A 16,244-nucleotide genomic window follows, 5' to 3' on the forward strand; every position below is an offset into this window, starting at 1 on the left:
GAGGCAGCACCTCAATTAGCCATGAGGCCATAAACCGTGATCGAGACCCTGAATCACCTTCCCCACCCGCACGAAAGCGCGGCCGCCCTCGCCGGCCATTTCACTGATCTGGCGCCGCCGCTCAATGCCCGTCAGGCGCATCTGGAAGCCTCGCGCTGCCTGTATTGCTACGACGCGCCTTGCGTCAATGCGTGCCCCAGCGAAATCGATATCCCGTCGTTCATCCGCAACATCCATCAGGACAACGTACAGGGCGCGGCGCAAAAGATCCTCTCGGCAAACATCCTCGGCGGCAGTTGCGCGCGGGTCTGTCCGACGGAAATCCTCTGCCAGCAGGCCTGCGTGCGCAACAACGCGCAGGAATGTGCGCCGGTGCTGATTGGTCTGCTGCAACGTTATGCCGTGGACAACGCACATTTCGCCGAACATCCGTTCCAGCGCGCCCCGGCCACGGGCAAACGTATCGCCGTGGTCGGCGCCGGGCCGGCCGGGTTGTCCTGCGCTCATCGCAGCGCGATGCACGGGCATGACGTGGTGATTTTCGAAGCACGGGAAAAAGCCGGCGGGCTCAACGAGTACGGCATCGCCAAGTACAAACTGGTCGATGACTACGCGCAGAAAGAACTGGATTTTCTCCTGCAGATTGGCGGAATAGAAATCCGCCACGGCCAGAAACTCGGTGCAAACCTCACCCTCAGCGAACTGCATCAACAGTTCGACGCGGTATTCCTCGGCCTCGGCCTGAATGCCAGCAAGCAACTCGGTCTGGCCCACGAAGACGCGCCGGGCCTGCTCGCCGCCACCGATTACATCCGCGAACTGCGCCAGGCCGATGACCTCACGCAACTGCCCTTGGCTGAACGCTGCATCGTTCTCGGCGCCGGCAACACCGCGATCGACATGGCCGTGCAAATGGCCCGCCTCGGCGCGCGCGATGTCAATCTGGTGTATCGCCGTGGTGCGGCAGACATGGGCGCCACCCACCATGAGCAGGACATCGCCAAATCCAATCAGGTGCGATTGCTGACCTGGGCGCAGCCGGAGCAAGTGTTGCTCGATGATCAGGGCCGCGTGCGCGGCATGCGTTTCGCCCGCACCGATCTGGTTGAAGGCCGTCTGCAAACCACCGGAGAAACCTTCGAGCTGGCTGCCGATGCGATCTTCAAAGCCATCGGCCAGAGCTTCGATGACAGCGCTCTCAGCGACCCGTTGGCGCGCGAGCTCAAACGTCAGGGCGAACGCATCGAGGTCGATGAACACCTGCGCACCAGTGTCCCCGGCGTGTATGCCGGCGGCGACTGCACCAGCCTCGATCATGACCTTACCGTGCAAGCGGTGCAGCACGGCAAACGCGCCGCCGAGGCGATCAACGCTCAACTGATGGTCAACGTGGAGGCTGCGTAAATGGCCGATCTCTCGATAGTCTTCGCCGGTATCAAAGCGCCCAACCCGTTCTGGCTGGCCTCTGCGCCACCCACCGACAAGGCCTACAACGTGGTCCGCGCCTTCGAAGCGGGCTGGGGTGGCGTGGTCTGGAAAACCCTGGGTGAGGATCCGGCGGCGGTCAACGTTTCCTCGCGTTATTCGGCGCATTACGGCGCCAATCGCGAAGTGCTGGGTATCAACAACATCGAACTGATCACCGACCGTTCGCTGGAAATCAACCTGCGCGAAATCACCCAAGTGAAGAAGGATTGGCCGGATCGCGCGCTGATCGTGTCGCTGATGGTGCCGTGTGTCGAGGAGTCGTGGAAACACATCCTGCCGCTGGTCGAGGCGACCGGCGCCGACGGCATCGAACTCAACTTCGGCTGCCCCCACGGCATGCCCGAACGCGGCATGGGCGCGGCGGTCGGTCAGGTGCCGGAGTATGTCGAACAGGTGACGCGCTGGTGCAAGACGTACTGCTCGCTGCCGGTGATCGTCAAACTCACCCCGAACATCACCGACATCCGCGTCGCTGCCCGGGCGGCGCATCGTGGTGGCGCCGATGCGGTGTCGCTGATCAACACGATCAACTCGATCACCAGCGTCGACCTGGACCATATGGTCGCCCTGCCCACCGTCGGCAGCAAAAGCACCCACGGCGGTTATTGCGGTTCGGCGGTCAAGCCGATTGCGCTGAACATGGTCGCGGAAATTGCCCGTGACCCGCAGACCCAAGGCTTGCCGATCTGCGGCATTGGCGGCATCGGCAGCTGGCGCGACGCCGCGGAGTTCATGGCGCTGGGCAGCGGCGCGGTGCAGGTGTGCACGGCGGCGATGCTGCATGGTTTCCGCATTGTCGAAGAGATGAAGGATGGCCTGTCGCGGTGGATGGACAGCCAGGGCTACGCCAATATTGCCGAGTTCTCCGGGCGCGCCGTGGGTAACACCACGGATTGGAAGTACCTCGATATCAACTACCAGGTCATCGCAAAGATCGACCAGGAGGCGTGCATTGGTTGCGGGCGTTGCCACATCGCTTGTGAAGACACCTCACACCAGGCGATCGGCAGTCTGAAACAGGCCGACGGTACGCATAAATATGAAGTGATCGATGAGGAATGTGTGGGCTGCAACCTGTGCCAGATCACCTGCCCCGTGGCCGACTGCATCGAGATGGTGCCGATGGACACGGGCAAGCCGTTTCTGGACTGGAATCATGATCCGCGCAACCCCTACCACGTTGCAGTCTGAAAAACCTCCTCACCCTAGCCCTCTCCCCAAGGGAGAGGGGACTGATTGGGGGATGCTGACAAACTTCGCCGACCTGAAAGAGTTGTTGTGAATCCATAATCGACACGGTCTTTCAGGTCGATGTACCTCTCAATACACCTCGGTCGGCCCCCTCTCCCTCTGGGAGAGGGCTGGGGTGAGGGTAAGCCCTTGATGGTGCTCTTCAAGGCTCCAGCCCGATCCCGCGCAAAATCACCCCCGTCACGGTCTGCACCGCCCGCTCGAACTGCATATCCGACAACGGCTGGTGATCATTGAGAATGTTCACCTGATGATCAAAGTCGGCGTAATGCTGGGTCGACGCCCAGATCATGTACAGCAAACCCGACGGCTCCACCGGCAGAATCCGCTTGTCCTCGACCCACTGGCGAATCTTCGCTTCCTTCATCTTCGCCCAGTCATACAGGCTCGCATCCAGCGCGTCGCCCAAGGTCGGCGCGCCGTGGATGATCTCGTTGGCCCAGACCTTCGAGCCATAGGGCCGGCTGCGTGAGTGGTTCATCTTGGCGCGGATGTAACTGCTCAGCACCACGCGCGGGTCGTCGAACATCTCGAAGCACAGGGCGTCCTGCTTCCACACTTCCAGCAGATCGAACAGCACTGCGCTGTACAGCTCGCTCTTCGTGCTGAAGTAGTAATGCAGATTGGAACGCGGCAACTGCACTTCGGCAGCGATGTCCGCCATGGCGGTGCTGCCGAAGCCTTTTTCGGCGAAAACCTTTTCCGCCGCCAGCAGGATTTTCTCGACGTTACTGCGGCGAATTTCGATCTTGTGATTGCCCATGTGGGCTCCCTGACAACAGCGTTGCGCAAGACTAGCATCCGCTCTGATCCGGGCGCGACCGCCGCCAACAAAACTTCGCAGGTACAAGCGCTATGGCACAGCGCTCACACCGATAGACGTTGGTTCACTCACGCCCAGATTACCTTCGACCTGCCCGGCCATGTGCAGCGTGCCGGCCATCACCCCCGTTGTCGGATTCTGCAGCAGCTTCTGCCAGGCCTTGTCGAAGGTGTTGCCGAGGCTGCTGCGGATCAGCGCTTCGCTGTCGGGGCGGTCGTTGGCCTGGATGATTGCGCGTATGCCGGCCACGCCGACCGAAATCATCGCCCCGGCGAGTTTACCCGCCGCTGCCGCCACTGCACTGGCGGCGCCGCGCGGGGCCATTTCCGCTTCGATGCGCTGGCTGGCGCGCTTGGCCACCGGGGCCATCGCCGCGTCGGTGGAAGAGATGCCCTTGGCGCCGCCGTCGGTGTGGATCTTGTCGATCAGTGCGGCGTACGCCGGGAGGGTGTTCAGCGGCTCGGTGCTGATGACTTTGAACAGCGACGCATCCCGCGCCGGCGGCGGGCCTAGGGCGATGGCCGGGATCTTCTGCAAGCGGCCGTTGAGCTGCGCAATCGGCACACCGTGACGCTGGGCGATGAGCGGCATCTGCTGCGCCATCAACTGCGCATAGAACGCCGTGGCCTGCGCCAGAATCGCATCCGGATCGATCTCCACGGCGACCGGCGCGAGGACTTTTTCCTGATATTGCTCAAGCAGATACGCCGCCAGCCGTTTCGCCGAAGCGTCCTGCTCGCCGCCGGCGCTGATCGTGTACCAACTGACCTTCATCGACAGCCATTCCTGGGTCCAGTAGCTGCTGAACCAGGGGATGAAATTTTCTTCAGTTTGCTGATAGACCCGAGTGCGCCAATGTTCCATCGAGCCACGGGCGAACAGCTTGACCTGCTCGGTGGCCTGCTGCGAAGCGCTGAGGATCTCGCGGTCGATCTGCTGCCAGGTTTGCGCCGACACCACCACCGCCTGCGGCGCACTCACCGGCGCCCGAGCCGAGGTGGCGCAGCCGGCCAGCAAAAGCAGTGCGGCAACGACCAGCGCGCGCGGGTTCACGGTGGCGGTGTCCTTTGGCTTGGGGAGGTGCTGGTTTGAGTATAGGCAGGTCAGTCGATTTCGATGCTGAAGGTTCCGGCCTCTTCGCGAGCAGGCTCGCTCCCACATTTGAAATGTGTTGCACCTGTGGGAGCGAGCCTGCTCGCGAAGGCGCCATCAGCAGCGCCGCAAACCTCAACCATCACCACCATCGATATCCACCATCGCCACGATTGCCTTCCGCCCTCCCATGATGAAAGGCACGATTGATCCATCCGAAACACAACGAGGCGTTCACACCATGATCCACACCCAAGTCACCCTCTCCGTGAGTTTCCCGGTGTTCGGCAGCAACTACTACCAACAGCACGTCGTTCCGCGCAAGGCGCAGATGCTGGTGTTCAACAAGGATTTCGACGATCTGCTGATGCCCGCCGCCAGCAACCATTTCAGCAATGAAGTGGTCGGCCTCAACGATCAGTTCCGTTTTCTGAGCGACATACTCGCCACCCATTTGCTCGATCACGAGGCCTCGGTGCCTACGCGATCCCGCGTCCAGGCGAACGCTCGTTTTTTCAACTGAGGCTGATGCACAGAGGGCGTTCCTTTGATGGGAACGCCCTCTTCATTCAATCAGTCATCATCGCGATCACGGTGATAACGACGGCCATCGCGGCGGTCGTCATCGCGGTCGTCCCAGCGCCGGTCATGGTCGTAATAGCGGCCATGGTCGCGGTCGTAGTGCCGGCCATGCCGGTGGTCATCATCAAAATCCGCAATACAGCCGCTGAGCAATACGGCGGCGGTCACAGTGAGCAGCATCGTTGTCGCTTGCTTCATTCAACACTTCCCTAAAACCCAAGGTCTTGACGACGGAAATCGCCACGCTGCCCGCGTCTTCGGGACGCAGTGCGCGCAGCCGCAGATACGACCGGGCAAAAGCGCGTTGATTCAGTGGCCACTATCGACCGTTTGTCGGCTTGTTCGTCGCAGCCAAACAGCGGCGTAACGCCACCTATACTGCTTGCAACCTACCCCCATGCAATGGATCTGCGCCCTCAATAACAATAAGCAGAGGTGGATCATGGTCTGGCAGCAAATCTACGACCCGTTCGGCAACCCGGTACTCTCCACGCTGATGGCCGCAGTGCCGGTGGTGGTGATGCTCGCGGCGCTGGCGTTCTTTCACGTCAAGGCGCATCTGGCGGCGCTGATGGCGCTGGCGTCCGCCCTGCTGATCTCGATTTTCGCCTTCGACATGCCGGCGGGCATGGCCGGTTCGGCGGCGTTGTTCGGCGCGGCGAATGGCTTGCTGCCGATCGGCTGGATTGTGCTCAACATCATCTTTCTGCATCGCCTGACCACCGAAAACGGTTCGTTCAAAGTGCTGCAGGACTCCCTAGCGCGCATCACCGATGATCGACGCTTGCAGTTGCTGCTGATCGCCTTCTGCTTTGGTGCATTCTTCGAAGGTGCGGCAGGCTTTGGCACGCCGGTGGCGGTGACCGGGGCGATTCTGATCGGCCTGGGTTTTTCGCCATTGGCCGCATCGGGTCTGGCGCTGATCGCCAACACTGCGCCCGTGGCTTTCGGTGCACTGGGCACGCCGATCATCACCCTGGCCAAAGTCACCGGGCTGGATGAGATGGAGCTGTCGATGATGGTCGGGCGACAGTTGCCGTTCTTCTCGGTGCTGGTGCCGTTCTGGTTGATCTGGGCCTTTGCCGGGTGGCGCAAGATGCTCGAGGTGTGGCCGGCGATTCTGGTGGCCGGAGTAAGTTTCGCCATCCCGCAATTTCTCGTCTCGAACTATCACGGGCCGATGCTGGTGGACGTCATCGCTGCGCTGATTTCCATGGCCTGTCTGACGCTGTTCCTCAAGGTGTGGAAACCGGCGACCATCCACACCTCGGCAGCGTTGTCCGGGCGCGTCGACAACTCCAAGGTCGACGAAGAAACAGTCACCGCCAGCGCCGCGTTCAGCGATCAGGCGCGCCCGGCAGTGATGCGTGCGTGGATGCCGTGGATCATTCTCACGGTGTTCGTGTTTGCCTGGGGCACGCAGGGCTTCAAAAACATGTTCGATACGCGACCGGTGATCGACCCGGTCACGCAATCGGCCAAGCTCGACCCGCAAGGCAAACCGGTGCGCGAGGCCAATCCGATTTTCGCCCCGGCGGTGACCTTCACCGGTCTGCATCTGCAAATCGAGAAAGTACCGCCGGTTGTCGCGGCGCCGAAAGCCGAGGAAGCGATTTACAAGTTCACCTGGCTGACCGCGACCGGCAGCGGGATTTTGCTGGCGGCGATTGTTGGCGGTCTGCTGATGGGTTATTCGATCCCGCAACTGATCAAGCAGTACCTGCGCACGTTGTGGGTGGTGCGATTTTCGTTGATCACGATTGCGGCGATGCTCGCGCTGGGCTTCCTCACGCGCTATTCGGGGCTGGATGCGACCATGGGCCTGGCGTTCGCGGCGACGGGGATTTTCTATCCGATGTTCGGCACGCTGCTCGGCTGGCTGGGGGTGGCGCTGACCGGTTCCGATACCGCGTCAAACGTGCTGTTTGGCGGCTTGCAACGGGTGACCTCGGAACAGCTGGGTATCAGTCCGGTGCTGATGGCGGCAGCGAACAGTTCCGGTGGGGTGATGGGCAAGATGGTCGACGCGCAGTCGATCGTCGTCGCCTCCACCGCGACCCGTTGGTATGGGCATGAGGGCGAGATTCTGCGTTATGTGTTCTTCCACTCGATCGTGCTGGCGATCCTGGTCGGCGGGCTGGTGACGTTGCAGGCGTATGTCGCACCGTTTACCTCGATGGTGGTGGGTGGGCCATAACTGCAAAACACAACTCCACTGTGGGGCGAGCCTGCTCGCGAAGAGGTCGGCACATCCAGCAGCGGCTGGGTCTGACCCGACGCTTTCGCGAGCAGGCTCGCTCCCACGGGTCTATTGATGAGCTGCGCACATAACTCTTTAGCGCAAATCCGACAAAACCTTTTCCCTCCCGCTGCGGTCACTCCTTTTACGAGACTGGCATGCATGCCGGCGCGCCCGTTTGGGCCTTTTGCAATCCTGCCGCCCGATGAGAGAAAAGGAATCGAACCATGCCGATTTCCCGACGCAACTTCATGATCCTCGGCGCCGTAACCGCGACGGCGTTCGCCATGCCCCCCTTTATCAGCCTCAAGGCCTACGCGGCCAGTCTGGAGCAACCGGCCATGAGTAAAGTGACCCTGCAAGTCAACGGTAAACCGCAAACCCTCGAAGTAGACACCCGCACTACCCTGCTCGACGCCCTGCGCGAACACCTGCACCTGACCGGCACCAAGAAAGGCTGCGACCACGGCCAGTGCGGCGCCTGCACGGTGATCGCCGATGGTCGGCGGATCAACTCCTGCCTGACCCTGGCAGTGATGCACGACGGCAGTGAGGTGACCACCATCGAAGGCCTCGGCATGCCGGACAAGCTGCACCCGATGCAGGCCGCGTTCATCAAGCACGACGGTTACCAGTGCGGCTATTGCACCCCTGGGCAGATCTGCTCGGCGGTCGCTGTGCTCAAAGAAATCCGCGACGGCATTCCCAGCCACGTCAGCCCGAGCCTGACCGAGCCGCCGAAACTGATTGCCGCCGAACTGCAGGAGCGCATGAGCGGCAATATCTGCCGCTGTGGCGCTTACTCGAACATCATCGAAGCCATCACTGAAGTCGCGGAGGTGCCGGCATGAGAGCCTTCAATTACAGCCGCGCCGACTCGCCTGCCGCAGCCGCTTCCCAGGCTGCGCAAGTCGAGGGCGCCAAGTTCATCGCCGGCGGCACCAACCTGCTCGACCTGATGAAACTCGACATCGAAACCCCGGTACACCTGATCGACATCAACCACCTCGGCCTGGACCAGATCGAAGCAACACCCGAAGGCGGACTGCGCATCGGCGCGCTGGTGCGCAACACTGATCTGGCCGCCGACGCGCGCGTGCGCAAGGACTACGCCCTGCTCTCCCGCGCCTTGCTCGCCGGGGCCTCCGGGCAGTTGCGCAACATGGCGACCACCGCCGGCAACCTGCTGCAACGCACCCGCTGCCCGTACTTTTACGACACCCATCAAGCCTGCAACAAACGCAACCCCGGCAGTGGCTGCGCGGCGATCGGTGGCGTGACCCGGCAACTCGGAATAATCGGCGTCAGCGACGCTTGCATCGCCACCCACCCGAGCGACATGGCCATCGCCATGCGCGCGCTGGATGCGCAGATCGAAACGGTCAAGCCTGACGGCAGCACGCGCAGCATTCCCATGGCCGATTTCCATCAGTTGCCGGGCAGCACGCCGCATATCGAAACCAGCCTTACGCCCGGCGAATTCATTACCGCCGTGACCCTGCCGGCACCGGTCGGCGGCACGCACATTTATCACAAGGTGCGGGATCGCTCGTCCTACGCGTTTGCCCTTGTTTCAGTCGGTCTGATCCTGCAAAAGGACGGCACGGGCCGTGTCGCCGTCGGCGGCGTTGCGCCGAAACCGTGGCGGGTCGAAGCCGCTGAAGCGCTGTTGCCCAAGGGCGCCAAAGCGGTCAGCGAACGCCTGCTCGAAGGCGCTACACCCACCGATGACAACCAATTCAAACTGACACTGGTCGAGCGCACGCTGGCTTCGGTGTTGGCGCAAGCGAGGGAAACCGCATGAAATTCGACACGCCCGCCACCACCAATCCCATCGACCGCCTGAAGGTCGTCGGCCAGCCCACCGAGCGCATCGAAGGCCCGTTGAAAACCAGCGGCCAGGCCACTTATGCCTACGAACAACATGAAGCGGCGGCCAATCAGGCCTACGGATTCATGGTCGATTCGGCGATCGCCAAAGGGCGGATCAAAGCCATTCATCTCGACGAAGCCAAAGCCGCGCCCGGCGTACTCGCAATCGTCACTGCCGAGAATGCCGGCAAGCTCGACAAAGGCGATTACAACGCCGCGCATCTGCTCGCCGGTCCCGAAGTGCAGCACTACCAGCAAGCCGTTGCATTGGTGGTTGCCGAAACCTTCGAACAGGCCCGCGCCGCCGCGCAACTGGTCAGGGTCGATTACGAGACCAGCGAAGGCAAGTTCGATCTGGCCAGCGTCAAAGACCTCGGCGTCGAGCCGAAAGACGAGCTGCCCGACGTCAATCACGGCGACTTCGACAAGGCCTTCACCGCCGCGCCGGTGCAGTTCGATCAGACCTACACCACACCAGACCAGTCCCACGCGATGATGGAACCGCACGCCACACTCGCCGCGTGGAAAAACGATCATCTGACCGTGTGGACTTCGAACCAGATGGTCGCCTGGAGTGTCGGTGACATCGCGAAAACCCTCGGCCTGCCGAAGGAAAAAGTCCGATTGGTCTCGCCGTACATCGGCGGTGGTTTCGGCGGCAAGCTGTTCATCCGCGCCGACGTGATCCTCGCCGCTCTCGGCGCGCGCATGGCGGGGCGGCCGGTGAAAGTCGCCCTCGCCCGCCCGCAAATGGCCAACAACACCACCCATCGCCCGGCAACGATTCAGCGCATCCGCATGGGCGCCACGGCGGACGGCAAACTGACCGCCATCGCCCATGAAGGCTGGTCAGGCAACCTCGCTGACGGCAAGGTCGAACTGGCCGCGCAACCGAGCCAGTTGCTCTACGCCGCAGAAAACCGCCGCGTCAGCATGCGCCTCGCACCGCTCGACCTGCCTGAAGGCAACGCCATGCGCGCGCCGGGTGAAGCGCCGGGGCTGATGGTGCTGGAAATCGCCATGGACGAAATGGCCGAACAACTGAAGATGGACCCGGTGCTGTTCCGCATCGCTAACGACACACAAGTCGACCCGGTGAAAACCGAGCGGCCGTTCTCCCAACGCCAACTGGTCAAATGCCTGCAGATCGGCGCGGAGAAATTCGGCTGGGATCAGCGCAAGGCACAACCGGGCAGCCGTCGTGAAGGCCGGTGGCTGATCGGCATGGGCGTGGCGGCGGCGTTTCGCAACAACCTACTGGTCAAGTCCGGCGCCCGCGTACGCCTGGAGCGCGACGGCAAGGTGGTTGTCGAAACGGACATGACCGACATCGGTACCGGCAGCTACACGATCATCGCGCAGACCGCTGCCGAGATGATGGGCGTTGGTCTCCATGATGTGGTGGTGCGTCTGGGCGATTCGGACTTCCCGGTGTCGGCCGGTTCCGGTGGCCAGTTCGGCGGCAACTGCTCGACCGCCGGGGTCTACGCTGCGTGCGTGAAACTGCGCGAAGCGGTGGCGCAGAAGCTGGGGCTGGCGGCGGATCAGGCGGAGTTCGCCGATGGTCAGGTGCGCGTCGGCAGCAAGAGCCTGCCGCTGCGCAACGCGGCTGAAGGCGGCGCATTGGTCGGCGAGGACAGCATCGAATTCGGTGATCTGGCCGAGAAGTATCAGCAATCGACCTTCGGCGCGCACTTCGTCGAAGTCGCCGTCGATGCCGCCACTGGCGAAGTTCGCGTACGGCGCATGTTGGCAGTTTGCGCTGCGGGGCGAATTCTCAACCCGACGTCGGCGCGCAGTCAGGTCATCGGCGCGATGACCATGGGCGTCGGCGCGGCGTTGATGGAAGAACTGGCGGTGGACAAGCGTCTGGGGTTTTTCGTCAACCATGACCTCGCCGGATACGAAGTGCCGGTGCACGCCGACATCCCCCATCAGGAAGTGATCTTCCTCGAAGAAACCGACCCGATTTCGTCGCCGATGAAGGCCAAGGGCGTGGGTGAATTGGGGATTTGCGGCGTGAGTGCAGCGGTGGCCAATGCGATCTACAACGCCACCGGCGCGAGGGTGCGGGAGTATCCGATTACGCTGGACAAGATTCTTGATTCGTTGCCGGAGATGATCTGAAGCGAAAAGCCCCTCATCGGAACGCCGCCCGCCTAGCCCTCTCCCAAAGGGAGAGGGGACCGATCCGGGTATATTCAGGATGTGCAGCGACGTGAAAGTCTTCTGTGTATCCATAATCGCAACGGCAAGTTCAGGTCGATGCACATCGCAAGACACCTCGGTCGGCTCCCACTCCCCCGGGAGACGCCTGGGGTGAGTCGCATGCTGTTAGCGCACCTGCATGGGGTGCTAGGGGTCGAGTGGATTCACCACCACGCTTGCAGAATGCCGAACGTCTCGAGCATCCCCCAATCGGCTCCCTCTCCCTCGGGAGAGGGCTGGGGTGAGGGGCGCGGTTTCACTCGATCTTTGGATATTGCTCATCACTGACCTGCTCCATCCAGTCCACCACCTTGCCATCCAGCACTTCGGCAATCGCGATATGACTCATCGCCGTCGTCGGTGCTGCCCCGTGTCAATGTTTGGCGCCCGGGGCAATCCACACGGTATCGCCCGGGCGGATTTCACGAACCGACTGGCCCCACTCCTGCACCAAGCCTGCCCCCGAGGTGACGATCAATGTCTGCCCCAGCGGATGGGTATGCCATGCAGTGCGCGCGCCCGGCTCGAACGTCACGGTCGCGCCGCTGATCCGCGCCTCATCGGTGCCTTTGAACGGCGCATCCACCCGCACCGTGCCGGTAAACCAGTCAGCAGGGCCTTTGGCCGACGGTTGCGAGCCATTCGGTGTGACCGTGACACGCGGATTTTCAGTGGCCTGCACCTCACCAGCCAGCAGCGAGAGCGTCAGTGCGGAAGCAGCAATCGGGTTCATGGCGTTTCCTCCAATAAATGATGCAACCACTGTAGCGATCCGCACTCTTTGGATAATCGACTAGAATCCGAAAAAACTTATGCAGGACAATCATCAATGCTTCGGGAAAACGCCACCGACCTGCTCGCCTTTCTCGCCGTCGCCCGTGAACGCAGTTTCACCAAGGCTGCGGCCAAACTCGGCGTGTCGCAATCGGCGCTCAGCCACACCATTCGCAGTCTCGAGGCGCGACTCGGCCTGCGCCTGCTGACCCGCACCACACGCAGCGTTTCGCCGACCGAGGCCGGCGAACATTTGCTGCAAACCATCGGCCCGCGCTTCGAGGAAATCGAGGTGGAACTGGCCGCCCTGAGCAACCTGCGTGAAACCCCGGCGGGCAAGATCCGCATCAGCGCCACCGACCATTCGCTGAACTGGATCCTGCGTCCGGTGTTGCAGGATTTCCTGCCGCAGTACCCGGATGTGTCCGTCGAGGTTTGCTGTGACTATGGTTTCGTCGACATCGCCGGCCAGGGCTTCGATGCCGGTGTGCGCCTGGGCGTAGACGTCGCCCAAGGCATGATCGCCACCCGTATCGGTCCAGACATGCGCATGGCCGTAGTCGGCTCCCCCGCCTATTTCGCCCGGCGCGATCCGCCGCAAACCCCGCGCGACCTGACCGACCACGCCTGTAACAACCTGCGCCTGCCAACCAATGGCGGGCTGTATTCGTGGGAGTTCGAAAAGGACGGTGAAAGCCTGAAGGTGCGCGTCTCCGGCCAGGTCACCCTGAATGGTGTGTACCCATTGCTCGACGCCGCACTGGACGGTTTCGGGCTGAGCTACATCCCGGAAAACGTCGTCGCGCCCTTTCTGGCGGACGGTCGCCTGGTCCAGGTGCTGGGAGACTGGTGCCCGACATTTTCCGGTTATCACCTGTACTACCCGAGCCGGCGCCAGGCAGCGCCAGCGTTTGCGTTGTTGCTGGAGGCGTTGCGCTATCGCGGTTGACCCGGTTCAGCCCAGCAACGCAATCAACTGATGCCGCTGCGCATCGGTCAGCATCGGCCCAAAACCGGCTCCGGCGTTGTCAGCCATGTAGCGCGGATTGCTGGTGCCGGGAATCACACAGGTCACCGCCGGATGCGCCAGGAGAAATTTCAGTGCCAGTTGCGGCCAGCTGTTGACCTGTACATCCGAGACCCACGCCGGCAGCGGCTTGCCCTTGAGCCGGGCGAGCAGATCGCCGCCGCCAAACGGCCGATTGCAAATCACCGCCACCCCACGCTCGCGGCACAGCGGCAGGATGCGTTTCTCGACCGCACGATCATCGAGGGCGTAGTTGATTTGCAGAAAATCCAGCTTCTCGGCTTTCAGCACGGCCTCGACATCGTCATAGGCCGACGAGGTGTAATGGGTGATGCCGATGTAGCGAATCCGCCCCTGCTCCTGCCATTCGCGCAGGGTCGGCAAGTGGGTTTGCCAGTCGAGCAGGTTGTGAGTCTGCATCAGGTCGATGCGCTCGGTTTGCAGCAGTCTGAACGACTGCTCCATCTGCGCGATGCCCTCTTTGCGCCCGCGCGTCCACACCTTGGTGGCGAGAAACGCCGGCGAGCGCGGTTCGTGGATCGACAGCAGTTCACCGGTGGTTTGCTCGGCGCGGCCGTACATGGGTGAGCTGTCGATCAGCGTGCCGCCCTTCCTGAACAGCGCCTCGAGGACGGCGGGCAATTGCCGGTAAACCGGATCGCCCGGGGCGACGTCGAAACCGCGATAGGTGCCCAACCCGACCATGGGCAGTGCCTCGGAGCTGGAAGGGATGGCGCGGGTCTGCATGGTCTGGTCTCCTGCCGTGTGCGGCGCAGTGGCGGTCGGCGCTACGCTGCTGGCCAACGCCCGATCAATGGTGAACAGCGCCGCAGCTTGGGCAGCCAGGGTGAGCAAGCGGCGACGTGAGTAACCCTCAGTGTGGCGCATGCGAGTCCTCCTGCTGCGCGGATCTGTTGCACGGTGTGTGCGCCGGCTGTCAGGCGCAGTCGCTGAACTACACTGCCACAGCCAACCTTTCTCCCCGTTAAAAGTAGCCGAATGTCCCGAACCCTGATGTCACTCGTCGTTTTCATCATTGCCGTGTACCTGATGCTGTGCGCCGCGCTGTTCGTGTTTCAGCGCTCGCTGATCTGGTTTCCCCAGCCTGCCGCCGTGGTTACAGCGGACTCGCGAATGAAACTGTCGATGCCGGATGCCGAGGTCTGGGTGACAACCCGAGAGCGCAGCGGATCGCGCGCACTGATTTATTTCGGCGGCAATGCCGAGGACGTATCGCGAAATCTGCCGGAATTCACTGAGGCGTTTCCTGACTACGCGCTGTATTTCCTTCATTACCGGGGCTTTGCTGGGAGCACCGGCTCGCCATCGGAAGCCGCGATCGCCGAAGATGCACTGGCGTTGTTCGATCAGGTCTATGCCACTCATCCGCAGGTCGCCGTGGTCGGTCGCAGCCTCGGTTCGGGGGTGGCGGTGCGCCTGGCCAGTCAGCGGCCGGTGCAGAATCTGATTCTGGTGACGCCGTTCAACAGCCTCGAGGAAATCGCCGCACGGCAATACCCATGGGTGCCGGTGAAATGGTTGCTCAAGGATCGTTTTGAATCGGGCAAGTACGCGGCGCATATCCGCACGCCGACGTTGCTGTTGGCGGCCAGCGATGACGACGTGATTGGGCGCAGCAGCACGCAGCGCTTGTTCGAGAGTTTTCCTGCGGGCGTGGCGACGCTGAAGGTGATGCCGGACTCGGGGCATAACTCCATTTCCGAGCGGGGGGAGTATTTGCGGTGGATGGGGGATGTGTTGAATCGCTAGTGGTTGTTTGCCAGTGATAGAGGGGTCGACCGGGGCGGCGTCTTCGCGAGCAGGCTCGCTCCCACAGTTGTTCCGAGTACGCCGTAAGCGCGATGTGGGAGCGAGCCTGCTCGCGAAGGCAGCGGTTCGAACAACAGCAATTCAATTGCATTTGCCGCCACTGAACCAAGTCCAAAAAACCCAGTCCTATCCGCGCCGCCACACACGGCTCCCTCACTCTAGCGCTGTCCCCTTTCAGAGCTGTCCGTCCCATGCGCCACGCCGTTCGTTCGTCTCGCTTCGTTTCGCTGTGCCTGCTGAGCCTGTTCCCCTTTTTCACTGAATCCGCCCACGCCGGTGCGGAGCGCGAACTGGTGGCCGCGATCAATGATTACCGCGCCCATCCGCAGCGCTGCGACCGCCGCCCTGCGCAGCGTCTGGCGCCTTTGGCTTTGAAATCGAATCTGGCCTTGCCGATCGGCTATCGCTACGGCGGCGGCATGCGCGAGGCGTTGAAGTCTTCCGGCTATTCAGCAATCACGGTGCGCAGCATCCGCATTATCGGAGCCGAAGACGCCGACGAGGCCTTCGATCAGTTGCAGAGCGATTATTGCGGCGCCTTGCTGGATGCGAACTACGCCGAGATCGGCATCAGCCATTCGCGCAATCAATGGCAGGTGGTGCTGGCGCAACCGGTGCTCGACAGCCGCGTCGGTGACAACCGCAGCGTCGGCAAGGCGCTGCTCGCCGAGGTCAACGCTGCCCGCGCCCGGCCGCGTATGTGCGGCCGCCAGCGCTTTGCCGCCGCGCGGCCATTGAGCTGGAATGCCGCCCTCGGCGCAGCGGCTCAGGGCCACAGCAAAGCCATGGCTTACGGCAATTATTTCGCCCACCGCGATCCCGACGGTGACATGCCGGCCGACCGCGCCCGTGCTGCCGGTTATCGCGGCCGCCAGGTCGGGGAAAATATCGCTGCCGGGCAAAGCTCACCAGGCAAAGCCATGGCCGGCTGGCTGGCCAGCCCGGGCCACTGCGCCAACCTGATGAACCCGATGTTCACTCAGGTCGGCGCCGGCTTCGCCAGCGAAGCGCGCAGCGACGACGGCGTTTACTGGACGATGCTGTTCGGCGCGCCGTAA

General features: G+C 62.4%; 14 protein-coding genes and 1 pseudogene. 10 read left to right on the top strand and 5 right to left on the bottom strand.

Annotation, left to right across the window (positions count from 1 at the left end):
- Window positions 1-36: 36 nt before the first annotated feature.
- Together V8J63_RS17280 and preA are read left to right on the top strand one after the other, a co-directional pair.
- Complete coding sequence (locus tag V8J63_RS17280) at window positions 37-1,404, top strand: NAD(P)-dependent oxidoreductase (RefSeq protein WP_336464392.1); 1,368 nt, start codon at window positions 37-39, stop codon at window positions 1,402-1,404.
- Complete coding sequence (gene preA / locus V8J63_RS17285; RefSeq protein ID WP_071172797.1) at window positions 1,405-2,679, top strand: NAD-dependent dihydropyrimidine dehydrogenase subunit PreA; 1,275 nt, start codon at window positions 1,405-1,407, stop codon at window positions 2,677-2,679.
- Between the two features lie 202 nt (window positions 2,680-2,881).
- Here the strand turns inward: preA and V8J63_RS17290 are convergent, their stop codons facing one another.
- Window positions 2,882-3,502 (bottom strand): TetR/AcrR family transcriptional regulator, encoded by a 621-nt coding sequence (locus V8J63_RS17290; RefSeq protein WP_336464393.1) that lies wholly within the window; start codon window positions 3,500-3,502, stop codon window positions 2,882-2,884.
- Between the two features lie 90 nt (window positions 3,503-3,592).
- Window positions 3,593-4,615 (bottom strand): hypothetical protein, encoded by a 1,023-nt coding sequence (locus V8J63_RS17295; protein WP_130927139.1) that lies wholly within the window; start codon window positions 4,613-4,615, stop codon window positions 3,593-3,595.
- A gap of 280 nt (window positions 4,616-4,895) precedes the next feature.
- Here V8J63_RS17295 and V8J63_RS17300 point away from each other — a divergent pair, with 280 nt between their 5' ends.
- On the top strand, window positions 4,896-5,177 hold the full coding sequence (locus V8J63_RS17300; protein ID WP_130902472.1) for a hypothetical protein: 282 nt from the start codon (window positions 4,896-4,898) through the stop codon (window positions 5,175-5,177).
- 50 nt (window positions 5,178-5,227) lie between these two features.
- Here the strand turns inward: V8J63_RS17300 and V8J63_RS17305 are convergent, their stop codons facing one another.
- Window positions 5,228-5,434: a hypothetical protein gene (locus V8J63_RS17305; RefSeq protein WP_016775135.1), complete on the bottom strand. Its 207-nt coding sequence runs from the start codon at window positions 5,432-5,434 to the stop codon at window positions 5,228-5,230.
- Window positions 5,435-5,678: 244 nt separating this feature from the next.
- Between V8J63_RS17305 and V8J63_RS17310 the strand changes: the two genes are divergently transcribed.
- The 4 genes from V8J63_RS17310 to paoC all read left to right on the top strand — a co-directional run bounded on the left by V8J63_RS17310 (window position 5,679) and on the right by paoC (window position 11,474).
- A complete protein-coding gene (locus V8J63_RS17310; RefSeq protein WP_130902471.1) occupies window positions 5,679-7,433 on the top strand; it encodes an L-lactate permease in 1,755 nt (584 codons plus the stop codon).
- Between the two features lie 269 nt (window positions 7,434-7,702).
- Window positions 7,703-8,326 carry an aldehyde dehydrogenase iron-sulfur subunit PaoA gene (gene paoA, locus V8J63_RS17315; RefSeq protein ID WP_016775137.1) on the top strand — a complete coding sequence of 208 codons (624 nt, stop codon included), beginning with the start codon at window positions 7,703-7,705 and terminating at the stop codon, window positions 8,324-8,326.
- Window positions 8,323-9,279 carry an FAD binding domain-containing protein gene (locus tag V8J63_RS17320; RefSeq protein WP_125926933.1) on the top strand — a complete coding sequence of 319 codons (957 nt, stop codon included), beginning with the start codon at window positions 8,323-8,325 and terminating at the stop codon, window positions 9,277-9,279. The genes paoA and V8J63_RS17320 overlap by 4 nt, the downstream gene beginning before the upstream one ends.
- On the top strand, window positions 9,276-11,474 hold the full coding sequence (gene paoC, locus V8J63_RS17325) for an aldehyde oxidoreductase molybdenum-binding subunit PaoC (protein WP_336464394.1): 2,199 nt from the start codon (window positions 9,276-9,278) through the stop codon (window positions 11,472-11,474). Before V8J63_RS17320 ends, paoC begins: the two co-directional genes overlap by 4 nt.
- 337 nt (window positions 11,475-11,811) lie before the next feature.
- Here paoC and V8J63_RS17330 read toward each other — a convergent pair.
- A pseudogene (locus tag V8J63_RS17330) lies at window positions 11,812-12,288 on the bottom strand ((R)-mandelonitrile lyase).
- Window positions 12,289-12,384: 96 nt separating this feature from the next.
- Here V8J63_RS17330 and V8J63_RS17335 point away from each other — a divergent pair.
- Window positions 12,385-13,278, top strand: coding sequence for a LysR family transcriptional regulator (locus tag V8J63_RS17335; protein ID WP_336464395.1), 894 nt, complete (start codon window positions 12,385-12,387; stop codon window positions 13,276-13,278).
- A 6-nt stretch (window positions 13,279-13,284) separates the two neighbouring features.
- On the opposite strand, the gene V8J63_RS17340 is transcribed toward V8J63_RS17335, so the two are convergent.
- Window positions 13,285-14,244 carry an aldo/keto reductase gene (locus V8J63_RS17340; protein WP_336464396.1) on the bottom strand — a complete coding sequence of 320 codons (960 nt, stop codon included), beginning with the start codon at window positions 14,242-14,244 and terminating at the stop codon, window positions 13,285-13,287.
- A gap of 111 nt (window positions 14,245-14,355) precedes the next feature.
- Between V8J63_RS17340 and V8J63_RS17345 the strand changes: the two genes are divergently transcribed.
- Together V8J63_RS17345 and V8J63_RS17350 are read left to right on the top strand one after the other, a co-directional pair.
- Entirely contained in the window at window positions 14,356-15,126 is a 771-nt protein-coding gene (locus V8J63_RS17345; protein WP_336464397.1) for an alpha/beta hydrolase, read from the top strand.
- A gap of 251 nt (window positions 15,127-15,377) precedes the next feature.
- Window positions 15,378-16,244, top strand: a complete 867-nt coding sequence (locus V8J63_RS17350) for a CAP domain-containing protein (RefSeq protein WP_336464398.1) — start codon at window positions 15,378-15,380, stop codon at window positions 16,242-16,244.

It is taken from the genome of Pseudomonas sp. CCNWLW23 (assembly GCF_037095675.1).
Lineage (GTDB): Bacteria > Pseudomonadota > Gammaproteobacteria > Pseudomonadales > Pseudomonadaceae > Aquipseudomonas > Aquipseudomonas atacamensis.